Source organism: Enterobacter sp. BNK-16, from assembly GCF_048684955.1.
Classification (GTDB): Bacteria; Pseudomonadota; Gammaproteobacteria; order Enterobacterales; family Enterobacteriaceae; genus Enterobacter; species Enterobacter bugandensis.
On the sequence record NZ_JBLQTQ010000001.1, the window covers coordinates 4,363,936 to 4,386,630 of the forward strand.

The 22,695-nt window shown below is 53.5% G+C and carries 21 protein-coding genes, 1 tRNA gene and 1 pseudogene; 17 read left to right on the plus strand and 6 right to left on the minus strand.

Annotated features, from left to right (window positions below):
• Positions 1-9: 9 nt before the first annotated feature.
• From ACMGGH_RS20975 to yejF, 7 genes are all read left to right on the plus strand, one after another.
• Complete coding sequence (locus ACMGGH_RS20975; protein WP_028013876.1) at positions 10-723, plus strand: phosphatase PAP2 family protein; 714 nt, start codon at positions 10-12, stop codon at positions 721-723.
• Positions 724-1,138: 415 nt separating this feature from the next.
• Complete coding sequence (gene mepS, locus ACMGGH_RS20980) at positions 1,139-1,708, plus strand: bifunctional murein DD-endopeptidase/murein LD-carboxypeptidase (protein ID WP_028013877.1); 570 nt, start codon at positions 1,139-1,141, stop codon at positions 1,706-1,708.
• A gap of 127 nt (positions 1,709-1,835) precedes the next feature.
• On the plus strand, positions 1,836-3,392 hold the full coding sequence (locus ACMGGH_RS20985; RefSeq protein ID WP_232948432.1) for a cyclic di-GMP phosphodiesterase: 1,557 nt from the start codon (positions 1,836-1,838) through the stop codon (positions 3,390-3,392).
• Positions 3,393-3,466: 74 nt separating this feature from the next.
• Complete coding sequence (locus ACMGGH_RS20990; protein ID WP_028013879.1) at positions 3,467-5,272, plus strand: extracellular solute-binding protein; 1,806 nt, start codon at positions 3,467-3,469, stop codon at positions 5,270-5,272.
• A gap of 9 nt (positions 5,273-5,281) precedes the next feature.
• Positions 5,282-6,376: a microcin C ABC transporter permease YejB gene (locus ACMGGH_RS20995; protein WP_232948431.1), complete on the plus strand. Its 1,095-nt coding sequence runs from the start codon at positions 5,282-5,284 to the stop codon at positions 6,374-6,376.
• The gene (locus ACMGGH_RS21000) at positions 6,376-7,401 is read left to right on the plus strand and encodes an ABC transporter permease (RefSeq protein ID WP_028013881.1); all 1,026 of its coding nucleotides are present in this window, start codon (positions 6,376-6,378) and stop codon (positions 7,399-7,401) included. Before ACMGGH_RS20995 ends, ACMGGH_RS21000 begins: the two co-directional genes overlap by 1 nt.
• Position 7,402: 1 nt before the next feature.
• On the plus strand, positions 7,403-8,992 hold the full coding sequence (gene yejF, locus ACMGGH_RS21005; protein WP_232948430.1) for a microcin C ABC transporter ATP-binding protein YejF: 1,590 nt from the start codon (positions 7,403-7,405) through the stop codon (positions 8,990-8,992).
• A gap of 3 nt (positions 8,993-8,995) precedes the next feature.
• On the opposite strand, the gene ACMGGH_RS21010 is transcribed toward yejF, so the two are convergent.
• The 3 genes from ACMGGH_RS21010 to rsuA all read right to left on the minus strand — a co-directional run bounded on the left by ACMGGH_RS21010 (position 8,996) and on the right by rsuA (position 11,539).
• Positions 8,996-9,340: a YejG family protein gene (locus ACMGGH_RS21010; protein ID WP_028013883.1), complete on the minus strand. Its 345-nt coding sequence runs from the start codon at positions 9,338-9,340 to the stop codon at positions 8,996-8,998.
• Positions 9,341-9,619: 279 nt separating this feature from the next.
• Positions 9,620-10,816, minus strand: coding sequence for a Bcr/CflA family multidrug efflux MFS transporter (locus tag ACMGGH_RS21015; RefSeq protein ID WP_048958051.1), 1,197 nt, complete (start codon positions 10,814-10,816; stop codon positions 9,620-9,622).
• 15 nt (positions 10,817-10,831) lie between these two features.
• Positions 10,832-11,539 (minus strand): 16S rRNA pseudouridine(516) synthase RsuA, encoded by a 708-nt coding sequence (rsuA, locus tag ACMGGH_RS21020; protein WP_232948429.1) that lies wholly within the window; start codon positions 11,537-11,539, stop codon positions 10,832-10,834.
• Between the two features lie 152 nt (positions 11,540-11,691).
• Between rsuA and ACMGGH_RS21025 the strand changes: the two genes are divergently transcribed.
• Both ACMGGH_RS21025 and rplY read left to right on the plus strand, forming a co-directional pair.
• Entirely contained in the window at positions 11,692-13,452 is a 1,761-nt protein-coding gene (locus tag ACMGGH_RS21025) for a DEAD/DEAH box helicase (RefSeq protein ID WP_048958749.1), read from the plus strand.
• Between the two features lie 125 nt (positions 13,453-13,577).
• Positions 13,578-13,862 (plus strand): 50S ribosomal protein L25, encoded by a 285-nt coding sequence (gene rplY / locus ACMGGH_RS21030; protein WP_028013887.1) that lies wholly within the window; start codon positions 13,578-13,580, stop codon positions 13,860-13,862.
• A gap of 50 nt (positions 13,863-13,912) precedes the next feature.
• Here rplY and yejK read toward each other — a convergent pair whose 3' ends face one another.
• Positions 13,913-14,920 (minus strand): nucleoid-associated protein YejK, encoded by a 1,008-nt coding sequence (gene yejK, locus ACMGGH_RS21035; protein WP_008500957.1) that lies wholly within the window; start codon positions 14,918-14,920, stop codon positions 13,913-13,915.
• Positions 14,921-15,054: 134 nt separating this feature from the next.
• On the opposite strand from yejK, the gene ACMGGH_RS21040 reads away from it, so the two are divergent.
• The 8 genes from ACMGGH_RS21040 (at position 15,055) to ACMGGH_RS21075 (ending at position 20,767) form a co-directional block, all read left to right on the plus strand.
• Complete coding sequence (locus ACMGGH_RS21040; RefSeq protein ID WP_014884596.1) at positions 15,055-15,282, plus strand: YejL family protein; 228 nt, start codon at positions 15,055-15,057, stop codon at positions 15,280-15,282.
• Positions 15,283-15,301: 19 nt separating this feature from the next.
• Positions 15,302-17,062: an LPS biosynthesis-modulating metalloenzyme YejM gene (yejM, locus tag ACMGGH_RS21045; RefSeq protein WP_232948428.1), complete on the plus strand. Its 1,761-nt coding sequence runs from the start codon at positions 15,302-15,304 to the stop codon at positions 17,060-17,062.
• 72 nt (positions 17,063-17,134) lie between these two features.
• Positions 17,135-17,211 (plus strand) — tRNA-Pro (locus ACMGGH_RS21050).
• A gap of 212 nt (positions 17,212-17,423) precedes the next feature.
• Positions 17,424-17,663, plus strand: a complete 240-nt coding sequence (locus tag ACMGGH_RS21055) for a DinI family protein (RefSeq protein ID WP_063157299.1) — start codon at positions 17,424-17,426, stop codon at positions 17,661-17,663.
• A 226-nt stretch (positions 17,664-17,889) separates the two neighbouring features.
• The gene (locus tag ACMGGH_RS21060; protein ID WP_232948427.1) at positions 17,890-18,561 is read left to right on the plus strand and encodes an SOS response-associated peptidase; all 672 of its coding nucleotides are present in this window, start codon (positions 17,890-17,892) and stop codon (positions 18,559-18,561) included.
• A gap of 248 nt (positions 18,562-18,809) precedes the next feature.
• Positions 18,810-19,241, plus strand: a complete 432-nt coding sequence (locus ACMGGH_RS21065; protein WP_232948426.1) for an AAA family ATPase — start codon at positions 18,810-18,812, stop codon at positions 19,239-19,241.
• Between the two features lie 162 nt (positions 19,242-19,403).
• The gene (locus tag ACMGGH_RS21070) at positions 19,404-20,024 is read left to right on the plus strand and encodes an AAA family ATPase (RefSeq protein WP_420299212.1); all 621 of its coding nucleotides are present in this window, start codon (positions 19,404-19,406) and stop codon (positions 20,022-20,024) included.
• Positions 20,021-20,767: an HNH endonuclease gene (locus ACMGGH_RS21075; protein WP_142484301.1), complete on the plus strand. Its 747-nt coding sequence runs from the start codon at positions 20,021-20,023 to the stop codon at positions 20,765-20,767. The genes ACMGGH_RS21070 and ACMGGH_RS21075 overlap by 4 nt, the downstream gene beginning before the upstream one ends.
• A 138-nt stretch (positions 20,768-20,905) precedes the next feature.
• Here the strand turns inward: ACMGGH_RS21075 and ACMGGH_RS21080 are convergent.
• A pseudogene (locus ACMGGH_RS21080) lies at positions 20,906-22,175 on the minus strand (Y-family DNA polymerase).
• A gap of 2 nt (positions 22,176-22,177) precedes the next feature.
• Positions 22,178-22,597 (minus strand): translesion error-prone DNA polymerase V autoproteolytic subunit, encoded by a 420-nt coding sequence (locus ACMGGH_RS21085; RefSeq protein WP_232948424.1) that lies wholly within the window; start codon positions 22,595-22,597, stop codon positions 22,178-22,180.
• Positions 22,598-22,695 lie beyond the last annotated feature (98 nt).

Consider the following 22,695-nt stretch of genomic DNA (forward strand, 5'->3'; position numbering starts at 1 on the left):
CAGAACGTTATGACGACTCGAATTCCCCAGATACTACTGCTTAATGTCGCCGGTCTGGCGCTCTTTTTCTCCTGGTATATCCCGGTGAATCACGGTTTCTGGTTCCCGCTGGATTCATCCCTGTTTCATTTCTTCAACCAGGGGCTGGTGAAGAGTGACGCCTTTCTGTGGCTGGTGGCAATTACCAATAACCGCGCCTTTGACGGCTTTTCCCTGCTGGCCATGGGCTGCCTGATGCTCTCTTTCTGGCTCAAAGAGGATGACACGGGGCGTCGCCGCATCCTGATTATCGGACTGGTGATGCTTCTGGCTGCGGTGATCATTAATCAGCTGGCGCAACATCTGATGCCGGTAAAACGTGCAAGTCCTTCGCTCTCTTTCCCGAATATTTATCGCGTGAGTGAACTGCTGCATATTCCAACAAAAGATGCCTCGAAGGACAGTTTCCCGGGCGATCACGGCATGATGCTGCTTATTTTTTCTGGGTTTATGCTGCGCTATTTCGGTAAGAAGGCGTTCGCAATCGCCCTGCTTATTGTGGTGATATTTGCCTTCCCACGCGTGATGATTGGCGCGCACTGGCTGACGGATATTGTCGTGGGTTCCCTTTCCGCGGTGCTGATTGGTCTGCCGTGGGTTCTGATGACGCCTTTGAGCGATCGCCTAATTACCCTTTTCGATCGCTATCTTCCGCGTAGAAAGCAACAAAAATTGAACAAATAATTACCGTTTTTTAACGTAAACTATCGGGGATCATCACGATCCCTGATAATGCCCTTCCCGCGATCTTTCTGCGCTGTCATATTCTTGTCATCACATTCGTGATAAAAATGAATCAATTGCACGATTACGCGGCGGATCTGCCGCTATTTTGTGCAATGACAAATTTTTACTTTCTGTATCACAATTTCTTATAAAAAAAAGGCTCTTTTTACTCGCAATAGCCCTGGCAATCGGTTAATCTCGAACTCGTTTTGCCCCATGGAGATAATTATTTTGATGGTGAATAATTTTGTGCGCTGCACCACAAATGTCACCAGAAACAATTGTCTCAATGTGAACAGATAATTAGTCTCGTCACGTTTGGCATTTTTATAACGATATTTGTCGTTAAGGACTTCAAGGGAAAATAAACAAAATGGTCAAATCTCAACCGTTTCTGAGATATATCTTACGGGGGATCCCGGCGATAGCAGTCGCGGTACTGTTATCTGCATGTAGTACATCGAACACCGCAAAGAATATGCATCCTGAGACGCGTGTTGTGGGAATGGAAGATTCCTCTTCACTGCAAGCCTCTCAGGATGAATTTGAAAATATGGTACGTAATCTGGACGTGAAGTCCCGCATTATGGACCAGTATGCTGACTGGAAAGGCGTGCGTTACCGTCTTGGCGGCAGCACTAAAAAAGGCATTGATTGTTCCGGCTTTGTACAGCGTACCTTCCGCGAGCAATTTGGGTTAGATCTTCCGCGTTCGACCTACGAACAGCAGGAGATGGGCAAGTCGATTTCACGTACCAAACTGCGCACCGGCGATTTAGTGCTGTTCCGTGCAGGTTCTACCGGTCGACATGTGGGCATCTACATTGGTAATGACCAGTTTGTACATGCCTCCACCAGCAGCGGTGTGACCATTTCCAGCATGAATGAACCGTACTGGAAGAAGCGCTACAACGAAGCGCGCCGCGTACTGACCCGCAGTTAATATGATAATTGTATCGTTGGTTATCCCTTGGCTGGCGATACAATAAAAAAAAGCACTGCTTCGGCGGTGTTTTTTTTTGCCCGTTACAATGAATACAATCAGCGGCAATTCAGGAACCACGACGTTTATGCTCACCCGCTACTTCTCCAGTCATCGAAAGATACTGTTCCTCAGTATCATTACCGGCCTGATCGCCGCCCTGCTCCTGGGTTCATTGCAATTTTTCTGGAGCTACCACAAGCGGGAAATCCGATTCGATACGTTGATCATGGATGTGCGCATCTACATGGAGAGCTATTTTGACGAGCTGAAAGCCTCCATCGACGTGCTCCAGCCGCTGACGCTCAATAATTGTCAGGATGTTAACGCGGAGCTGACCTCGCGCGCGGCCTTCAGCCTCAACGTACGCGCCTTCCTGCTGGTCAGAGACAAAATGGCGTTCTGCTCGTCAGCCACAGGGCCAATGAATGCCCCGATGGAGGAGCTGATACCCGAGCTGCACATCAACAAGCAGGTTGATATCGCACTGCTCCCCGGCACGCCCATGCTGCCCAATAAGCCCGCGATTGCCATCTGGTATCGTAATCCGCTTGTGAAGGACGGCGGCGTATTCACCTCGGTGAATCTCAACCTGACGCCGTACCTGCTTTACACCGCGCGCCAGGACGAGTTTGCGGGCATCGCGATCGTCATCGGCGACAATGCGTTATCCACTGCCTCAAGCGCCCTCGTCAAAGCGAAGGATTTACATGAAACGCCGGCGCGCACCGCGACGCTCAAAGACGTTCCTCTGACCATCAAACTGTACGCCGAGGAGTGGACGACCGATGAGATACTTTACGCCCTGTTCTTCGGGCTGGTGTGCGGGATTGCGGCAGGGTCGCTTAACTTCTACATCCTCACGACGCGTCTCAATCCGGGCAAAGAGATTCTGAGCGCCATCAAGCGCGGCCAGTTTTATGTCGTTTATCAGCCCGTTGTCGATGCCAAATCGCTCAGGATGACCGGGCTTGAAGTGCTGATGCGCTGGAAGCACCCGACCATGGGTGAGATCCCGCCGGACGCCTTTATCAATTTTGCCGAAGCGCAGAAGCTGATTGTTCCGCTCACGCTGCATCTTTTTGACCTGATTATTCACGATGCGCCAGTGCTACAGACCGTGCTGCCGCCGGGTGCCAAAGTGGGCATTAATATCGCGCCGGGGCATCTGCATGCGGAAAGCTTCAAAGACGATATGCGCACCTTCAAAGCCCTGCTGCCGCCTGATTACTTCCAGATCGTACTGGAAATTACCGAGCGCGACATGCTGAACCATCGGGAAGCTAACAGCCTCTTCGAATGGCTGCATAACGAAGGGTTTGAAATTGCCATCGACGATTTCGGCACCGGCCACAGCGCGCTGATTTATCTTGAACATTTCACCATGGACTACCTGAAAATCGACCGTGGTTTTGTCAACGCCATTGGCACAGAAACCGTGACCTCCCCGGTGCTGGATGCTGTACTGACGCTGGCAAGACGACTGAATATGTCGACCGTTGCGGAAGGGGTGGAAACACCGGAACAGGCGGCCTGGCTGCGCGAGCATGGGGTTAATTATCTGCAGGGTTACTGGATTAGCCGCCCGATGCCGCTGGAGCAGTTCCGCACGTGGCAAAATACGGTGTCGCCTGACGGGGAATAATTTCACATTGCCCGTGGCGTCACTTATTATTCAGCTTAACTGAGCCGGTCTGTAAAAGAGGGAGCCGCCGCGAGATGTTTATGCGCTTTATGTTGCTTTGGTTGGCAGTCGTGAGCCTGTCCAGCCAGGCGCAAACCATCAAAGAGAACATCGCGTTCGCCGTGATTGGCGAGCCAAAATACGCGGTCAATTTTACGCACTTCGATTACGTCAATCCTGCCGCCCCTAAGGGTGGAAAGGTCACGCTCTCGGCTACGGGAACGTTCGACAACTTTAACCGCTTCGCCCTGCGCGGCGTGGCCGCGGCGCGAACGGAATCGCTCTATGACACGCTTTTTGTCACGTCTGATGATGAGCCCGGCAGCTATTACCCGCTGATTGCCGATAACGTGCGCTACGCGGATAACTTCGCCTGGGCCGAAATTACCCTAAACCCCCGGGCCCGCTTTCACGACGGCACGCCGGTCAAGGCCAGCGACGTCGCTTTTACGTTTCATAAATTTATGACCGAAGGCGTTCCTCAGTTCCGCATTGTGTATAAAGGCGCAACGGTGCGCGCCATTGCCCCCCTCACCGTACGCATTGAGCTGAGCGAACCGAACAAAGAGAATATGCTTAGCCTGTTCTCGCTGCCGGTTATGCCTGAATCGTTCTGGAAAAACCATAAGTTAAGCGACCCGCTCTCCACGCCGCCGCTGGCCGGTGGCCCTTACCGCATTACCGACTGGCGCATGGGGCAGTACGTGGTCTATTCCCGCGTGAAAGATTACTGGGCGGCTAACCTGCCGGTAAACCGCGGGCGCTGGAATTTCGACACCCTTCGCTATGACTACTACCTCGACGATAACGTGGCGTTTGAAGCGTTCAAGGCCGGCGCCTTCGATTTACGCGTGGAGAACAGCGCCAAAAACTGGGCGACCCGCTATATCGGCAAAAACTTCACGAAAGGCTACATCGTGAAAGACGAGCACAAAAACGAATCCGCCCAGGACACGCGCTGGCTGGCGTTTAATATTCAGCGCCCGGTATTTACCGACCGCCGCGTTCGGGAAGCCATTTCCCTGGCCTTCGATTTTGAATGGATGAACAAAGCCCTGTTTTACGGAGCATACAGCCGCGCGAACAGCTATTTCCAGAACACCGAATATGCCGCGCGCGACTACCCTAAAGCCGACGAACTGCTCCTGCTGGCGCCGCTGAAAGCGGAAGTGCCGCCGGAGGTGTTTACCACGGTGTTTCAGCCGCCTGCTTCAAAGGGTGACGGCTACGACCGCGACAACCTGCTGAAGGCCAGCAAGCTGCTGGATGAGGCAGGCTGGCAGCTGAAGAACCAGAAACGCGTCAATGCGAAAACCGGCAAGCCTTTAAGCTTTGAACTGCTGCTCTCCTCCGGCGGCAACGATCAGTGGGTGCTGCCGTTTAAGCACAACCTTGCGCGGCTGGGGATCACCATGAACATTCGCCAGGTCGATAACGCGCAGATCACCAACCGCATGCGCAGCCGCGATTACGACATGATGCAACGCCTGTGGCCCGCGCAGCCGTGGCCCAGCTCGGATCTGCAAATCTCCTGGGCCTCCAGCTACATCGACTCCTCGTACAATGCGCCAGGCGTAAAAAGCCCGGCGATTGATGCCCTGATTGCAAAAATTGTGGCGGCGCAGGGCGATAAAGATAAGCTCTTGCCGCTTGGTCGCGCCCTCGACAGGGTGTTAACCTGGAACTACTACATGCTGCCCATGTGGTATATGGGCGAAGACCGCCTTGCGCGCTGGGACAAGTTCTCCGTGCCTGCCGTGCGCCCTGTCTATTCTCTGGGCTTTGACACCTGGTGGTATGACGTGAATAAAGCCGCCAGACTGCCCGCCGAGCGGCGATAAGGAATTTTCATGGGTGCCTATTTAATACGCCGACTTCTGCTGGTCATTCCCACGCTGTGGGCCATTATCACCATTAACTTTTTTATCGTGCAAATTGCCCCGGGCGGGCCGGTCGACCAGGCCATTGCCGCCATTGAGTTTGGCAACAGCGGCGGCATGCCCGGCGGCGGCGGAGAAGGCATGGGCGCCAGCCATGCGCGAACCGGCGTGGGGAATATTAGTGAAAGCCACTACCGCGGCGGGCGCGGGCTGGATCCTGAAGTGATCGCCGAGATCACCCATCGCTACGGCTTTGATAAGCCGATACACGAGCGCTATTTCAAGATGCTCTGGGATTATATCCGCTTTGATTTTGGCGATAGCCTGTTCCGCAGTGCGTCCGTATTAACGTTGATCAAGCAAAGCCTGCCAGTTTCGGTCACGCTGGGGCTGTGGGGCACGCTGATTATCTATCTGGTCTCTATACCGCTCGGGATCCGAAAAGCGGTGCATAACGGCAGCCGCTTCGATATCTGGAGCAGCACCTTCATCATCATCGGCTATGCTATTCCGGCGTTTCTGTTTGCCGTTCTGCTGATTGTCTTCTTTGCCGGAGGCAGCTATTTCGACATCTTCCCGCTGCGGGGGCTGGTCTCCGCCGATTTCAGCACGCTGCCGTGGTACCAGAAAATCACCGACTATCTCTGGCATATCACGCTGCCGGTGCTGGCGACGGTGATCGGCGGGTTTGCCGCCCTGACCATGTTGACCAAAAACGCCTTTCTCGATGAAATCCGCAAGCAGTATGTCGTGACCGCCCGCGCCAAAGGGGTCAGCGAGAAGCAGATTATGTGGAAACACGTTTTCCGCAACGCCATGCTGCTGGTGATTGCCGGATTTCCAGCCACGTTCATCAGCATGTTTTTTACCGGCTCGCTGCTGATTGAGGTGATGTTCTCGCTCAACGGTCTCGGCCTGCTGGGCTACGAAGCCACCGTATCGCGCGATTATCCGGTAATGTTTGGCACGCTCTATATTTTCACCCTGATTGGCCTGCTGCTGAATATCATCAGCGATATCAGCTATTCGCTGGTCGATCCCCGAATTGATTTTGAGGGCCGCTGATGCCGCGTTTAAGCCCCGTTAACCAGGCCCGCTGGGCCCGTTTTCGCCATAACCGCCGCGGCTACTGGTCGCTGTGGATTTTTGCTGTCCTGTTTGTCCTGAGCATGTGTTCGGAGCTGATCGCCAACGACAAACCGTTGCTGGTGCACTTTAACGACCGCTGGTACGTGCCGGTACTGGCTAACTACAGTGAAAGCGACTTCGGCGGCCCGTTTGCCACCCCGGCGGAGTACCAGGATCCGTGGCTGCGCCAGCAGATCGAACAGCACGGCTGGGCCCTCTGGGCTCCGGTGCGCTTTGGCGCCAACAGCATTAACTTCGCGACCACAACCCCCTTCCCTTCTCCGCCCTCTGCGCAAAACTGGCTGGGAACAGACGCCAACGGCGGCGACGTGCTGGCGCGCATCCTCTACGGTACGCGGATTTCTATTCTCTTTGGATTGATGCTGACCGTCTTCTCCAGCGTAATGGGCGTAGTGGCCGGCGCCGTTCAGGGCTACTACGGCGGAAAAATTGACCTGTGGGGGCAGCGTATCATCGAAGTCTGGTCCGGTATGCCAACGCTGTTTCTGATCATTCTGCTTTCCAGCGTGGTACAGCCGGGCTTCTGGTGGCTGCTGGGCATCACCGTTCTGTTTGGCTGGATGGCGCTGGTGGGCGTGGTGCGGGCAGAGTTTCTGCGCACCCGTAATTTCGACTATATTCGCGCCGCGCAGGCGTTAGGCGTGAGCGATCGCGCAATCATCTTCCGCCATATGCTTCCCAATGCGGTGGTGGCAACCCTCACCTTCCTGCCCTTTATTCTGTGCAGCTCCATCACCACCCTCACCTCGCTGGACTTTCTGGGCTTCGGCCTGCCGCTGGGGTCGCCGTCGCTCGGCGAACTGCTGCTGCAGGGCAAGAACAACCTGCAGGCGCCGTGGCTGGGCATCACCGCCTTTCTTTCCGTGGCCGTGCTGCTTTCGCTGCTGATTTTTATTGGCGAAGCCGTGCGCGATGCCTTCGATCCCAACAAGGCGGTATAAGATGACGCAGCCTCTTCTCAGTATTGATCGCCTGTCGATTGCCTTCTCGAAGCAGGGCGAGACCCGTACCGTGGTCACCGACCTGTCGCTGCAGATCCAGCGCGGTGAAACGCTGGCGCTGGTGGGTGAATCCGGTTCGGGCAAGAGCGTCTCGGCGCTCTCCATCCTGCGTCTGCTGCCCTCCCCGCCCGTGAGCTATCCGCAAGGGGATATTCTGTTCCACGGCAGTTCGCTGCTGCACGCTGATGAACATACCCTGCGCGGTATTCGCGGCAATAAGATCGCCATGATCTTCCAGGAGCCGATGGTGTCGCTCAACCCACTGCATACGCTGGAAAAACAGCTCTATGAAGTGCTGTCACTTCATCGGGGGATGCGCAAAGAGGCCGCGCGGGGCGAAATTCTGGATTGTCTGGAACGTACAGGCATACGCAACGCGGCCAAACGGCTGAATGATTTTCCGCATCAGCTCTCCGGCGGCGAACGCCAGCGGGTAATGATTGCCATGGCCCTGCTCACGCGCCCCGAACTGTTGATTGCCGACGAGCCGACGACGGCGCTGGACGTCACGGTGCAGGCGCAAATTCTGACGCTCTTGAGGGAGCTGCGTGACGAGCTGGACATGAGCCTGCTGTTTATCACGCACAACCTGAGCATCGTGAAAAAGCTGGCCGACAGCGTCGCGGTCATGCAAAACGGGCGCTGCGTTGAACAGAATACCGCGTCCACGCTGCTGAACGCGCCGCAGCATCCCTATACGCAGCGCCTGCTCGACAGCGAACCTTCCGGCGACCCGGTGCCTCTCACGGCAGACAGCACACCGCTGCTGCGCGTCGATGATTTATCCGTCTCGTTCCCGATCCGCAAAGGCGTTCTGCGGCGCATCGTTGACCAGAACCCGGTGCTGAAAAATATCCGCTTCTCGCTGCGACCGGGTGAATCCCTGGGGCTGGTGGGCGAATCCGGTTCGGGGAAAAGCACTACCGGTCTGGCGCTGCTGCGCTTAATTGCCTCTCAGGGCGAGATCCTGTTTGACGATATGCCGCTGCACCGCTGGAACCGCCGCCAGATGCTGCCCGTGCGGCCCCGCATGCAGGTGGTATTTCAGGATCCCAACTCCTCGCTTAACCCGCGCCTCAGCGTGTTGCAGATTATCGAAGAGGGCCTGCGCGTTCACCAGCCTGGCCTGAGTGCGCAACAGCGGGAACAGGAGGTCATGCGGGTGATGGCGGAAGTGGGCTTAGATCCCGACACTCGCCACCGCTACCCTGCGGAATTTTCCGGCGGACAGCGCCAGCGTATCGCCATCGCCCGCGCGCTGATCCTGAAACCGGAGCTGATTATTCTGGATGAACCGACCTCGTCTCTGGACAGAACCGTACAGGCGCAGATCCTGGCGCTGCTCAAAGGGCTACAGGAAAAGCACCGGCTGGCCTATATCTTCATCAGCCATGATCTACAGGTGGTGCGGGCGCTATGCCATCAGGTGATTGTTCTACGACAGGGTGAGGTGGTCGAACAGGGTGATTGCCAGCGCGTATTTGCTGCGCCAACGCAGAGCTACACGCGCCAGCTGCTCGCGGCAGACTAGCGCTTAAAACGGATACTGGCCGGAGAAAGGTTCAGCAATCGCAACGCCAAAATTTTTCAGGCGGCAGGTCGCGGCGAATTCGTCCTGGCTTTTGACAAACAGGCACGGCTCCCCTTCGCACTCCAGTACGGAGCTGTCCACTTCGATATCCGTCAGGGCCTGGCTGAGACGCTCCATCACCCGCCACGCATTTTCGTCGCTCGGGCTCAGCAGCTTGAGCGCCACCAGGCAATTCTCACAGCCCGCGACGCTTTGCGGAATCGGTTCAACTTTCGAACCTGCAAAACCCGCCGACCAGCGATAGCTCTGGGGCAAGCGATGGACAATGGAGAGTTGTAATGTATTCACGTTCGTTCCCCGGAAGCAAAATTTACTTCACAATTTATTTACATTTATAGTAACACATCATCGCCAACCTGCACTATTCAGCGCTTTTTTATCGGTATCGAGGCTCGCGTCGGCGCTATATGTACCCGTTTCTGCGATCTAACTCAACCTTTTTGAATACAATGATGTGACTTTTTACATAAATAGATTTTACATAAAATAAACAAACACGGAATAAACGAACGCGAGTTTGGTTGATATGCGTCAACAAAAAAGGCCCTTTCGGGCCTTATCTGCGCGTTAGTGCGCCGCTTTTCGCGGCCGGCTGGCGTAAAGACAGAAAAGCACAGAGCTGGTTGCGCAAAAAGCCATCGCCCACAGCATAGGCCAGGCAGTAGTAAAGGTCGCCATAGAGAGTAACGCCCCGACGATGGCACCAATCCCGAAGCGGAAGGTTCCCGCCAGTGACGATGCGGTTCCCGCCATGTGCGGAAATTCGTCGAGGATCACCGCCATCGCATTGGACGAGATCATCGACACGCAGCCGACAAAGGCCGCCACGCCGATCACCAGCGCCCAGAAGCCCACGCCCAGAAACGCGCTCACCACCAGCCAGACCGCCATCACAAACTGGATCCACAGCCCGGCGCGGAACATGTTCAGCGCGCCCACCCGCCGGACAAAGCGGCTGTTAATGATGGTCAGGACAAACAGGAAGACGATATTGAGCGCAAAATAATAGCCAAAGTGCTGCGGCGAAACGTGGTTCAGCTCGATATAGACAAACGGCCCGGCACTCAGGAAGGAGAACATTCCGGCGAAGCTGAACCCGCTCGCCAGCATGTAGCTCAGCACCCGCTTGTGGCGAAAAAGCGAGGCAAAGTTGCCTATCGTGGTTCGAATATGAAATTTCTGGCGGCGCTCGACGGGCAGCGTTTCATCAATAAAGAAGAAAATCATCGCCGAGGCCAGCAGCGCGGCCAGCGCCAGGATCCAGAAAATCGCGTGCCAGCTAAACCACACCAGCACCGCACCACCGGCCATCGGTGCCACCAGCGGCGCAATCGTCGTCACCAGCATGACGAACGACATCATGCGGGAGAACTCTTCTTTCGGGTAGATATCACGCATCAGGGCGTTGATCACCACGCTCGCGGCAGCGGCGGCCAGCCCGTGCAGGAAGCGCATGATAATCAGCTGATCGATACTCTGCGCCAGCGCACAGGCGACCGCTGCGGCCGCAAAGACCAGCGTCCCGCCAAGAATAACCGGCTTACGCCCCAGGCTGTCGGCCATTGGGCCATACAGCAGCTGTCCGAGCGCGAAACCGAGAATATAGGTGCTGAGCGTCATCTGCGCGCTGCCTGCCGGTACGCCAAACTGGGCGGAAATCACCGGCAGCGCAGGCAGATACATGTCGATAGACAGCGGCATCAGCATCGCCAGCAGGCCAAGAATGAAGACAATTTTGAACGACGAGTGTGGCCTGGTGGTCACAGGGTTCTCCTGAAATTAGTGAGAAGGCAGACCGACGCTGGCAATCTCTTCTTCCGTCAGCGGACGATATTCACCGGGTGCCAGGTCGGGATCGAGCGCAATCGCACCGATGCGTTCACGGTGCAGGCCCACAACGTGGTTACCCACGGCGGCAAACATGCGTTTCACCTGATGGTAGCGTCCTTCGCTGATGGTCAAACGGACCTCCGTCGGGGTGATGACCTCAAGCACGGCGGGTTTGGTCAGATCCTTTTCATTATGCAGCTGAACGCCTTTCGCGAATTGCTCTGCCGTGTCATCCGCAACCGGTGACTCCAGCGTGACCAGATAGGTTTTCTCACAGTGGTGGCGCGGGGAAGTGATGCGATGCGACCACTGTCCGTCGTCGGTCATCAGCACCAGACCGGTGGTGTCGATGTCGAGGCGGCCTGCGGCATGCAGCTTGTGAGCCACCGGCTCGTCGAGGAAATAGAGCACCGTCGGGTGATCCGGATCGTCCGTTGAGCAGACATAGCCTTCCGGCTTATTGAGCATGAAATAGCGGGGACCGTGCTGCTGGGTCAGCGGATTGCCGCCGTACTCAACCTGATGGTCAGGCTGCAGTTTGAACGCGCTGTCTCGCACAATGTCGCCATCCACGGTAACGCGGTTGGCGCGAATTTCGCGCCCGGCAATAGCGCGGCTTACGCCGAGTTGCTGAGCGATAAACTTATCAAGTCGCATGAAATCTTTTTAGCCTTAATGGTGCTGGATGTCGGACCGTGCGTCCGAAAAAAGAAGCAGTCAGGAACGGTTCAGTATAATGGTCTGGTTGCGCCACTCAAGGGAAAAAGTTTCGTGGCATACTATATGCGGATTAACGAAACCGAGACCCCATGACTTTTACACTTCGTCCCTATCAGCAGGAAGCCGTTGACGCGACGCTCGCCTGGTTCCGTAAACACCGGGAACCGGCGGCCATTGTCCTCCCGACCGGTGCAGGCAAGAGCCTGGTCATTGCCGAACTGGCGCGCCTGGCGCGCGGTCGCGTGCTGGTATTGGCCCACGTCAAAGAGCTGGTGGCGCAAAACCATGCCAAATATTGTGCGCTGGGGCTGGAAGCCGACATTTTCGCCGCCGGGCTGAAGCGCAAAGAGAGCCACGGCAAAGTGGTTTTCGGCAGCGTACAGTCGGTGGCCCGTAACCTGGATCTGTTCCGCAGCGAGTTTTCGCTGCTGATTGTCGACGAATGTCACCGCATCAGCGATGACGACGACAGCCAGTATCAGCAAATCCTCACTCACCTTAAAGAGGTGAACCCTCACTTACGCCTGCTCGGCCTGACGGCAACCCCGTTTCGTCTGGGCAAAGGCTGGATCTACCGCTTTCATTATCACGGCATGGTGCGCGGCGACGAGAAAGCGCTGTTCAGCGACTGTATCTATGAACTTCCGCTGCGCTACATGATTAAGCACGGCTACCTGACGCCGCCCGAGCGGCTGGATATGCCGGTCGTGCAGTACGATTTCAGCCGCTTACAGGCGCAGAGCAACGGGCTGTTCAGCGAGGCGGATCTTAACCATGAGCTGAAAAAACAGAAGCGGATCACGCCGCATATCATCAGCCAGATTGAAGAGTTCGCGCAAACGCGTAAAGGGGTGATGATTTTTGCTGCCACCGTCGAACACGCGCGCGAAATCACGGGACTGCTACCCGCTGACGACGCGGCGTTGATCACTGGCGAAACGCCCGGCCCGGAGCGCGACAGGCTGATTGAGGCTTTCAAAGCCCAGCAGTTCCGCTACCTGGTGAATGTCTCCGTATTAACCACCGGGTTTGACGCCCCGCACGTCGACCTGATTGCGATTCTGCGCCCGACGGAATCCGTCAGCCTGTATCAGCAGATTGTCGGCCGTGGCCTGCGCCTGGCGCCGGGCAAAACCGACTGCCTGATACTGGATTACGCCGGCAACCCGCACGATCTGTACTCCCCGGAAGTGGGCGCGCCAAAAGGCAAAAGCGACAACGTGCCGGTACAGGTGTTTTGCCCGGCCTGCGGCTTTGCCAACACCTTCTGGGGAAAAACCACCGCCGACGGCACGCTGATTGAACACTTTGGCCGCCGCTGTCAGGGCTGGTTTGAGGATGATGAGGGACATCGCGAGCAGTGCGATTTCCGCTTCCGCTTCAAAAACTGCCCGCAGTGCAACGCCGAAAATGACATCGCCGCCCGCCGTTGCCGCGAGTGCGACACGGTGCTGGTGGACCCGGACGACATGCTGAAAGCGGCGCTGAAGCTGAAAGATGCGCTGGTGCTGCGCTGCTCCGGCATGGCGCTGCAGCCCGGCGCGGATGAAAAAGGCGAGTGGCTGAAAATCACCTATTACGACGAGGATGGCGCTGACGTCAGCGAACGGTTCAGGGTTCAGACGCCTGCTCAGCGCACGGCATTTGAGCAGCTGTTTATCCGGCCGCATACCCGCACGCCTGGCGTGCCGCTGCGCTGGATAACCGTGGCGGATATCGTGCATCAGCAGGTGCTGCTGCGCCACCCCGACTTCGTGGTCGCCCGTAAGAAAGGCCAGTTTTGGCAGGTTCGCGAGAAGGTCTTTGACTATGAAGGTCGCTTCCGTCGGGCAAATGAATTGCGCGGTTAACGGGACTTTTCATTGATGTGCGGGGCATTTGAGTATAAAATGCCGCCCGCTTCACATCCGTGGGGCAGAACACTCACCTGCTGCTGGGTCGCCTGTAGTAGGGTTTTAAATACAGAGAGAAATCAATGTTCACTATCGAAGCAGAAGTACGTAACGTGCAGGGTAAGGGTGCGAGCCGCCGCCTGCGTAACGCTAACAAGTTCCCGGCTATCGTTTACGGTGGCGAAGCTGCTCCAGTTGCTATCGAACTGGATCACGACAAAGTGTGGAACATGCAGACCAAAGCTGAGTTCTACAGCGAAGTTCTGACCATCGTTGTTGGCGGTAAAGAAGAAAAAGTGAAGGTTCAGGCTGTTCAGCGTCACGCGTTCAAGCCAAAACTGACTCACATCGACTTCGTTCGCGCGTAATCGCAAACCTGTCGAGAAAACCCCGCTTCGGCGGGGTTTTTTTATGGCTGCTATTTACCGCCAGACGTGCGGCGCTGAAGCTGATCGCGCAGGTTCGGTGGCGTACCTTTGATGGTCAGGGTATCGGTGGCCGGATCCCAGAAGATGCGTTCCCCCAACAGCATGGCGTCAAAGTTGATGGTTAACCCACCGCCGCTGCCGGCAAATTTGGTTAACTGACGCAGCGTGCTGCGATCCGCCGGGAAGCTCTCCTCAAGCTCATAGCCCTTCTCCGCAGTGAATTCCTGGAAGCTCACTTCGCTGACGCCCGCCAGCTCTTTTGACAGGGACTCCAGTTCAATCTCTTCCCCCGCCTGCAGCTGCTCGTTGCAGTAGCTGTAAACCTGCTGACGCACGGTCTGGCGTTCAGATTTATCGAGTTGCGCTTCCGCCGTGAAGTCATCAACGGCCTGCAGCAGCCCTTTGTTCTGCGCTTTGGCGTTCAGGCCTTCGCTGGCACCGAGGAAGTCCATAAAGAAATCCGCCACTTTGCGGCCCACCCGCCCCTTCAGGAAGGTGAGGTAGCGGGTCGACTCCGGGTTAGTTTCCCACTCGGTCAAATCAATACGTGCCACAATATCCGCATGGTTGATATCCAGATAGTGCGTTGAGCTGATGTCCAGCTGCTCGTTCACGCGCATGCTGCTTAAGTTATTCAGCACGGTAACCAGCAGGTACTCGACCGCCAGGTAACGATAGTGGCAGAACAGGACAATACCGCCGTCGGCGAACGGATATTTCGCCAGCTCGTCGCGCAGACGCCCGGTTGCCGCGCGGCTAAACGCCAGGAAATCCTCTTCGCCCTGACGCTGCAGGCGCAGGCTATCGGCCAGCTCACTCTCTTCGCTGAACAGACCATAGGCTTTATTTTTAGCGCTGTAGACGCGATGCAGCTCTGCCATCATTTCCACAACGGTTGCCGTGGGTTCCAGTAACGAATCGCGTAGCACCACTTCAAGGGTTTGCTCATCACGCTTGATAAGCTGGTGCAAGGCAATCTGGTTGATTTCCAGACTCATGATAAACTCTCCTTTTAGACCGGGCGGTATTCAACCACCACCAGGACATGTGTGCAACAACAGATAAAAAAGGGGAAAAAAAGCTGTTGCTACGGTAATATGTTGCCCTTTCATCAACAAACTGATTTTGATTTATGCCACAACATTCCCGCTACAGTGATGAACACGTTGAACAACTGCTCAGTGAGCTGGTCAACGTACTGGAAAAACATAAAACGCCGACCGATCTCTCCCTGATGGTTTTGGGAAATATGGTCACCAACCTTATCAACACCAGCGTTGCTCCGGCTCAGCGTCAGGCGATCGCCAAATCTTTCGCCCAGGCGTTACAGTCATCCGTCAGCAACGACCAGGCCCATTAAGGGAAACGAACAACAGTTTATGGTGACGAATCGTCAGCGCTACCGTGAAAAAGTCTCCCAGATGGTCAGCTGGGGACACTGGTTTGCCCTGTTCAACATTCTGCTAGCGACGGTAATTGGCTGTCGTTATCTGTTTGTCGCAGACTGGCCCACAACGCTAACCGGGCGTATCTACTCCTGGATAAGCGTTGTTGGTCACTTTAGCTTTTTGGTATTCGCCACCTATCTGCTGATCCTGTTTCCTCTGACGTTTATCGTCATGTCGCAGCGTTTGATGCGGTTCTTGTCCGCAATCCTTGCGACGGTGGGGATGACGCTGCTGCTTATCGACAGTGAAGTGTTCACCCGGTTCCACCTGCATCTCAACCCTATCGTCTGGGAACTGGTGATCAACCCCGACCAGAACGAAACGGCCCGCGACTGGCAACTGATGTTCATCAGCGTCCCGGTGATCCTGTTGATCGAGATGCTGTTTGCCACCTGGAGTTGGCAAAAGCTCCGCAGCCTGACCCGACGCCGCCATTACGCGAAGCCCGTCGCCGCGCTCTTTTTCGTCTCATTTATCAGTTCGCACCTCATGTATATCTGGGCGGATGCGAACTTCTATCGCCCTATTACCATGCAGCGCGCTAACCTGCCGCTCTCTTATCCGATGACGGCCCGTCGTTTCCTTGAGAAACACGGCCTGCTTGATGCCCAGGAGTACCAGCGCCGTCTGGTCGAACAGGGTAATCCGGAAGCGGTTAGCGTGCAGTATCCACTGAGCGATCTGCGCTATCGCGATATGGGTCGCGGGCAAAACGTCCTGCTGATTACCGTCGATGGCCTCAACTATTCTCGCTACGAGAAGCAGATGCCTGCGCTGGCCGATTTCGCGAGTCAGAACGTATCATTTACCCAGCATATGAGTTCAGGTAACTCAACCGATGCGGGTATCTTTGGCCTGTTCTATGGCATTTCTGCCGGATACATGGACGGCGTGCTGTCTGCGCGCATTCCTGCGGCGCTGATCACCGGGCTTAATCAGCAGGGCTATCAGTTAGGGCTGTTCTCATCGGACGGCTTCAACAGTTCACTGTACCGCCAGGCGCTGCTCTCTGATTTCTCTCTGCCTGCCGCGCAGAGCCAGTCTGATGCCCAGACCGCAAACCAGTGGATAAACTGGCTTCAGCGCTACGCGCAGGAAGATAACCGCTGGTTCTCGTGGGTGGCCTTTAACGGCACAACGCTTAACGACAGCAACCAGGCAGGCTTTGCGCGCCGCTACGGCCGCGCGGCCAGCGATGTTGACGCACAGATTGGCCGCGTGCTTGACGCGCTACGTGAATCAGGCAAGCTTGATAACACGGTCGTGATCGTGAGCGCGGGGCATGGCGTACCCTTAGGCGACGAGACGAAGAGCATGAGCTGGTCACGTCCAAACCTGCATGTTCCGCTGGTAATCCACTGGCCGGGAACGCCGGCGCAGCGCATCAATATGCTCACAGAACATAAAGACGTCATGACGACCCTGATGCAGCGCCTGCTGCACGTCAGCACGCCAGCAAACGAGTATTCGCAGGGGCAGGATCTCTTCAGCGCCACGCGCCGCCATAACTGGGTGACTGCAGCTGATGGCAACACGCTGGTGGTGACCACGCCGAAGCTGACGCTGGTGCTGAACAGCAACGGGAACTATCAGACCTATAATCTGCAGGGTGAACGGCTGAAGGACCAGAAACCACAGCTTAGCCTGCTGTTACAGGTTCTGACGGATGAGAAGCGCTTCATCGCTAACTGATTAATAATAAACCAGTTAGCGACGGATTCCCTTGCATTCGAAACGGAATCGAGTAGTATTCTTTCTATGCGTCGGCACGTAGCGCAGCCTGGTAGCGCACCGTCATGGGGTGTCGGGGGTCGGAGGTTCAAATCCTCTCGTGCCGACCAAAAACACATTGAAAACCAGTCTCTTATGGCTGGTTTTTTTATTGGTTATTTTCTTGTGGGGAAACATTGGGGAATAACTGGGGAATAACTACCGATAATTTCTCTTCAATCGGACGAAAAAATCCCATCCTGTAGATCGTATCATTCGCTTGACACTGTATGCATTTACAGTAAAAATATAACCTCCTCTCACAGAGATTAAGAAGACTGTTATGTTTGTTGAGTTGGTTTACGATAAGCGAAATGTTCAGGGCTTGGATGGCGCCAGAGAAATTATTTTGGCTGAGCTGACGAGGCGAGTTCATAGCATATTCCCTGATGCTGAAGTGAAGGTTAAACCTATGCAGGCTAACGGATTGAATAGCGATGCCAGCAAAAGTGACCGTGAAAAGCTGAATCGTATGCTGGAGGATATGTTTGAAGAGTCTGATATGTGGCTTACTAATGAATGAATTTCTATATTGTCATCACAGCGGAATCGGATCCCCTACCGGATTTAGCGTTCTCTTTTGGCATTGTCGCAACTTTGCGTAGCTCCTTCCAGTTTCACAACGTATCGCTTTACGCCTCTCTTCCTCGTCAGCATAATCGCCACGAACCCGTTTGTAAGACTTAACCAGCGCGCTGATTTTTCTCCCTACCCTATACTTTCAGTCTGACATCCGACTGGAGGTTTCTATGTGTGGACGTTTTGCACAATCCCAAACTCGTGAAGAATATCTTGCTTACCTGGCAGATGAAGCCGATCGTGACATCGCATATGACCCAGAGCCTATTGGTCGGTACAACGTCGCGCCCGGTACAAAAGTCCTTCTGTTGAGCGAACGCGACGAGCAGCTACATCTCGATCCGGTGCTTTGGGGTTACGCGCCCGGGTGGTGGGATAAGCCGCCACTGATTAACGCGCGTTTAGAGACGGCGGCCACCAGCATAATGTTTAAGCCTCTCTGGCAACATGGCCGAGCGATTTGCTTCGCTGGCGGCTGGTTCGAGTGGAAGAAAGAAGGAGACAAAAAACAGCCCGACTTCATTCATCGCGCTGACGGCCAGCCGATATTTATTGCGGCTATTGGCAGCAAGCCATTTGAGCGTGGAGACGAAGCTGAAGGTTTTCTCATCGTGACGTCTGCAGCTGATAAAGGTCTGGTCGATATTCACGATCGCCGACCACTGGTTCTGACTCCGGAAGCAGCACGCGAATGGATGCGACAGGATATATGCGGGAAAGAAGCTGAAGAGATAGCAGCCGACAGTGCCGTGCCAGCCGACAAGTTTATCTGGTATGCCGTGACGCGCGCCTTGGGCAATGTGAAGAACCAGGGTCCGGAGCTAATCGAGGCATCACAATAGTACGGTCAAAAGAGACCTGTCACTTCCGAAATGAGCGAAAAGCGGAAGTTCTCATTTCTTATTTTCAGAACGTTGTTCAGAACAAACATCGAGATGTGCGAATCCACTGGAAGCAAGTCAGGTCAAATTGTGTGAATCTCGTAGCGTAAAATGAGTGCAGTAAAGGTATACTAACCGGAGATTCGAACATTGTGAAAATGAAGGTGAATAATGCACCGCCCCAACGGTCCTTTTATTCCTAGAAATGTATGCAGTTTTTAGATGAGGGAAGAATATTGAAAGTCAAAAACATAGAAATCAACAACATCGGTGGAATAAAGAACCTAAAAATATCTTTTTCCGAGGCGATGAATATCATTTGCGGACCTAACGGGATAGGTAAGTCGACTATACTTGATGCAATTGCATTTATGTTCATCAGACATGGATCGAATATCAAAAAAAACGTTATGAGTGAGGAGAATGGTAATGTAAAAATTGCTATTCTTTTTGACGACTCAGTTACCGAATTCATTTCAAACGTTGAGCCCATAGCCCCAAGTGTACAACCAAGCTATCATACTCAAATACGTGATATTCGCTATCTTATTCGCTTCGACATCGAAAGAAATCTTCCCTATTCCAGACTTTCCAATATAGGTGAAGATCCCGAAAGAGATGAAAGTAACATTTCTCATTAGAACAGTAAAGGTGTTTTATTTAACGATTTAAAAGGGTGGCTTGCTAAGCGCTATCTGCTGGAAGATTCACAAAAAGGAATATTCACGGAAAACTCAAAAAGAAATCTATCGCTGGCACTCTCATGCATTTATCAACTAAATCAAGATTATAGTTTCAGTCGTATTGATGGGCGTAATTTCGATATCTTTGTGAACACTCCTAATGGAGAAATATGGTACGAGTATCTTTCATCTGGATTCAAATCCTGCATGGCAATCATCATTGGAATTATCAAAGAGATTGAGCTTCGCTTTATCAAAGAAGATATTTATGCAGCTGATTTCGATGGCATCATCATCATTGATGAAATTGAGATGCATCTCCATCCTGAATGGCAAGCACGCATCACTGAAGTGATAACGAGAATGTTCCCTCAAACACAGTTTATTGTGACTACCCACAGCCCACATGTAGTACAGAATGGTAAGCCTGAGCAGATCATTGCATTGGAACAGGCAGAAAATGGTGAGACCAAGGTGCGCAGTCATACGGGGCGTGAGAATGGCTATACGGGTTGGACTATTGATGAAGTGCTGCGCGATGTGATGGGGATGGAAAGTACATTAAGTAAAGAGCTTGAGCATAAGCTCCAAGAATTTTATCGTTACATCGATGCGGAGGATCATGAAAATGCCCGCGTATCTTATATGTATCTGGACACTATCTTGCATCCGAAGAACGTGCTGCGAAAATCTTTAAGTATGAGCATTGATATGTTAGAGGACAGCGGGGAAGACTCATGATTAAGGTCGACCGTAATTTCACGCCTGTCTTTTTTCATCCTAATAAGGTTGCTGAACTAACCCAATTATATAAATCCAATAAAACTCATGTGTGGCAGAATCAGGATGTTAAAGACGCATGCCTTACGTTAGGGAACAATAAGTGTGTCTATTGCGAAGTAATTCTTAATCAGAAAAGCACATATCTAGAAATAGACCATTTCAAGCATAAAGATGATTATCCAGATGATGTCATAGAGTGGAATAATCTCTTACCTGCTTGCCGACACTGCAACGGTACAAAAAGCGATCATGATGTCGTTGCCGAGCCTATTATCAATCCTGCCGTCGATAATCCAGCAGATTACATTTATTTAAAAGCTTATAGATTGAAGGGAAGAAATCCGACGGGTGTTATGACCGTAGATGTTCTTAATTTAAACGACAGTGAACATTACGTTACGGAACGCTGTAAAGTTGGGACACTTATTGAAGAATGGATTGAAAAAGCAGAGGAAAAATTAAAAAACTATCTGGCCTCTCCAATTCCTGCAAGGAAAAGAGAGTTAAATAAAATTGTTAGGGCCCTTTTGAATCAGTGTCAGAAAAGCGCACTTTTTTCAGCAGTTTCGTCAGCAACACTTCATGACAGTGAAGAGTATGCGACGATCCGAACTACTATGGAGGCTCTAAATATCTGGTCGGAGCTATTTGAGGAATTACATCAGAATTCTTTGGCGCTCAGACTTCCCACTTCAAAGTAAAAAAAGATTGTTTCTCCCATTAGAGCCTTGTTTCCTCCAACCAGGCTCTAACGGATATAACCTGATCTTTCTCTACATAGAATACTATTGTCCCAGTTTTCGCTTCTGGCACACAGCGGACCAAGACATCAGGAAAATTTATCGGACTCTAAGCAGATCTGAATATCTCGTCGTATATCGAGGCGACAACATTTCTCGCTTCATTTGCCACTGTTGCTGAATGCCTTGCCCGGCAAAGTAGAGCGTTCCTCTGCCGTCTCTGGCATTGAGTTGATCAAGAACCTCCATCAGTTTATCGCTACCGGCCCGCGGCGCGTTTTCATCGAATAAGTTGAGCTGGGGCCCCCCCCTGACTGAAGAAATCACCCAGCATAATGCCGGCTTTCTGATACCTGTGGCCATCCTTCCAGATTTTGTCCAGGCACTTTACCGCGGCGTTGATGATGTCGCGGGAATCCTGTGTAGGGGTGAGAAGATTCATTGACGCACTGTTGCCGTAATATGGCTCATTTAGGGCGAAAGGTGAGGTCTTCACGAACGCCGAGATAAAGCGGCAATACTGGTGCTCACCACGCAGTTTTTCAGCACCGCGGGCAGCATAACTGCAGATAGCCTGACGCATCTGTTCGTACTCGGTGACGCGTTCGCCAAATGACCGACTGCAGACGATTTCCTGCTTAGCTGGCGCAAACTCTTCCAAATCAAGACAAGGCTCGCCACGCAGCTCCCGGACGGTTCGCTCGAGAACAACGTTAAAGTGCTTCCTGATTATCCATGTGCTCTGCTCCGATAGGTCTTGGGCAGTTTTAATGCCCATGGCGTTAAGCTTCTTGCTGATGCGCCTGCCGACACCCCAGACATCCTCCACAGGCACAATAGCCAACAACCGGCGCTGGCGATCGATATTGGACAAATCGACCACCCCGCCGGTCTGGCGCTGCCATTTCTTGGCGGCGTGATTTGCCAGCTTAGCGAGGGTTTTCGTCTGCGAGATGCCAACCCCGATAGTCAGGTGCGTACGCTTCAGAACCGTAGCGCGGATCTCTTTACCGAACTCCGTCAGGTCCCGGCAGTTACGAACACCTGTCAGGTCGCAAAAAGCTTCGTCAATGCTGTAAATTTCGACGCGGGGACTCATTTCCTCAAGCGTCGTCATTACCCTGTTGGACATGTCAGCGTAAAGCTCGTAATTGCTGCTGAAGCAAACCACACCTGCGCGCCTGAACAACTCCTTTTGCTTGAAGAACGGCTCTCCCATGGTAATTCCAACCGCCTTGGCCTCGGCGCTGCGTGCGATTACACAGCCATCGTTATTTGACAGAACAACTACCGGCCGCCCCCTTAGATCGGGCCGAAAAACCGTCTCGCATGATGCATAGAACGAATTCACATCACAGAGCGCGAACATACTTAGCTCGCCGATTTAACGATGAAAGTAACAACGCCGAAAACGTCCAGAGTATCTTCGTTGCCAACAACGATCGGACTATAAGCGCTGTTCATAGGATTGAGCTGCACGGTCGGGCGCAGCTGCAGGCGCTTAACAGTGAACTCCCCTTCCACCGCGGCGATGACAATGTCACCATGCTCAGCTGTGCGTGAGCTGTCCACCACCAGCAGATCACCGTCGCTGATCCCGGCTTCGATCATTGAATCACCCGCGGCTTTAACGAAGTATGTGGAGCTCGGGTGAGCAACAAGTAACTCATTGAGATCAATACGCTGTTCAACGTAATCAGCTGCAGGGCTGGGGAAACCACACTGTACTAAGTCACTGAAAAGCGGAAGAGCGATAATTTCTCGCAGTTCTGTTGGCCTGATGAATTCCATTACACACACCTTAAATACTGTTTTTATATACAGTAGTTTCATTTGAATGAGCGCGCAAGACAGAGGTACTACCCTGACTGCTTAAAGCTTCGCCGTTT

What these genes read in the sequence shown, in the direction of transcription:
- ACMGGH_RS20975 (WP_028013876.1), top strand. Translation starts at nt 10, where the DNA reads ATGACGACTCGAATTCCCCAGATACTACTGCTTAATGTCGCCGGTCTG.
- mepS (WP_028013877.1), top strand. Translation starts at nt 1,139, where the DNA reads ATGGTCAAATCTCAACCGTTTCTGAGATATATCTTACGGGGGATCCCG.
- ACMGGH_RS20985 (WP_232948432.1), top strand. Translation starts at nt 1,836, where the DNA reads ATGCTCACCCGCTACTTCTCCAGTCATCGAAAGATACTGTTCCTCAGT.
- ACMGGH_RS20990 (WP_028013879.1), top strand. Translation starts at nt 3,467, where the DNA reads ATGTTTATGCGCTTTATGTTGCTTTGGTTGGCAGTCGTGAGCCTGTCC.
- ACMGGH_RS20995 (WP_232948431.1), top strand. Translation starts at nt 5,282, where the DNA reads ATGGGTGCCTATTTAATACGCCGACTTCTGCTGGTCATTCCCACGCTG.
- ACMGGH_RS21000 (WP_028013881.1), top strand. Translation starts at nt 6,376, where the DNA reads ATGCCGCGTTTAAGCCCCGTTAACCAGGCCCGCTGGGCCCGTTTTCGC.
- yejF (WP_232948430.1), top strand. Translation starts at nt 7,403, where the DNA reads ATGACGCAGCCTCTTCTCAGTATTGATCGCCTGTCGATTGCCTTCTCG.
- rsuA (WP_232948429.1), bottom strand. Translation starts at nt 11,539, where the DNA reads ATGCGACTTGATAAGTTTATCGCTCAGCAACTCGGCGTAAGCCGCGCT.
- ACMGGH_RS21025 (WP_048958749.1), top strand. Translation starts at nt 11,692, where the DNA reads ATGACTTTTACACTTCGTCCCTATCAGCAGGAAGCCGTTGACGCGACG.
- rplY (WP_028013887.1), top strand. Translation starts at nt 13,578, where the DNA reads ATGTTCACTATCGAAGCAGAAGTACGTAACGTGCAGGGTAAGGGTGCG.
- yejK (WP_008500957.1), bottom strand. Translation starts at nt 14,920, where the DNA reads ATGAGTCTGGAAATCAACCAGATTGCCTTGCACCAGCTTATCAAGCGT.
- ACMGGH_RS21040 (WP_014884596.1), top strand. Translation starts at nt 15,055, where the DNA reads ATGCCACAACATTCCCGCTACAGTGATGAACACGTTGAACAACTGCTC.
- yejM (WP_232948428.1), top strand. Translation starts at nt 15,302, where the DNA reads ATGGTGACGAATCGTCAGCGCTACCGTGAAAAAGTCTCCCAGATGGTC.
- ACMGGH_RS21055 (WP_063157299.1), top strand. Translation starts at nt 17,424, where the DNA reads ATGTTTGTTGAGTTGGTTTACGATAAGCGAAATGTTCAGGGCTTGGAT.
- ACMGGH_RS21060 (WP_232948427.1), top strand. Translation starts at nt 17,890, where the DNA reads ATGTGTGGACGTTTTGCACAATCCCAAACTCGTGAAGAATATCTTGCT.
- ACMGGH_RS21065 (WP_232948426.1), top strand. Translation starts at nt 18,810, where the DNA reads ATGCAGTTTTTAGATGAGGGAAGAATATTGAAAGTCAAAAACATAGAA.
- ACMGGH_RS21075 (WP_142484301.1), top strand. Translation starts at nt 20,021, where the DNA reads ATGATTAAGGTCGACCGTAATTTCACGCCTGTCTTTTTTCATCCTAAT.
- ACMGGH_RS21085 (WP_232948424.1), bottom strand. Translation starts at nt 22,597, where the DNA reads ATGGAATTCATCAGGCCAACAGAACTGCGAGAAATTATCGCTCTTCCG.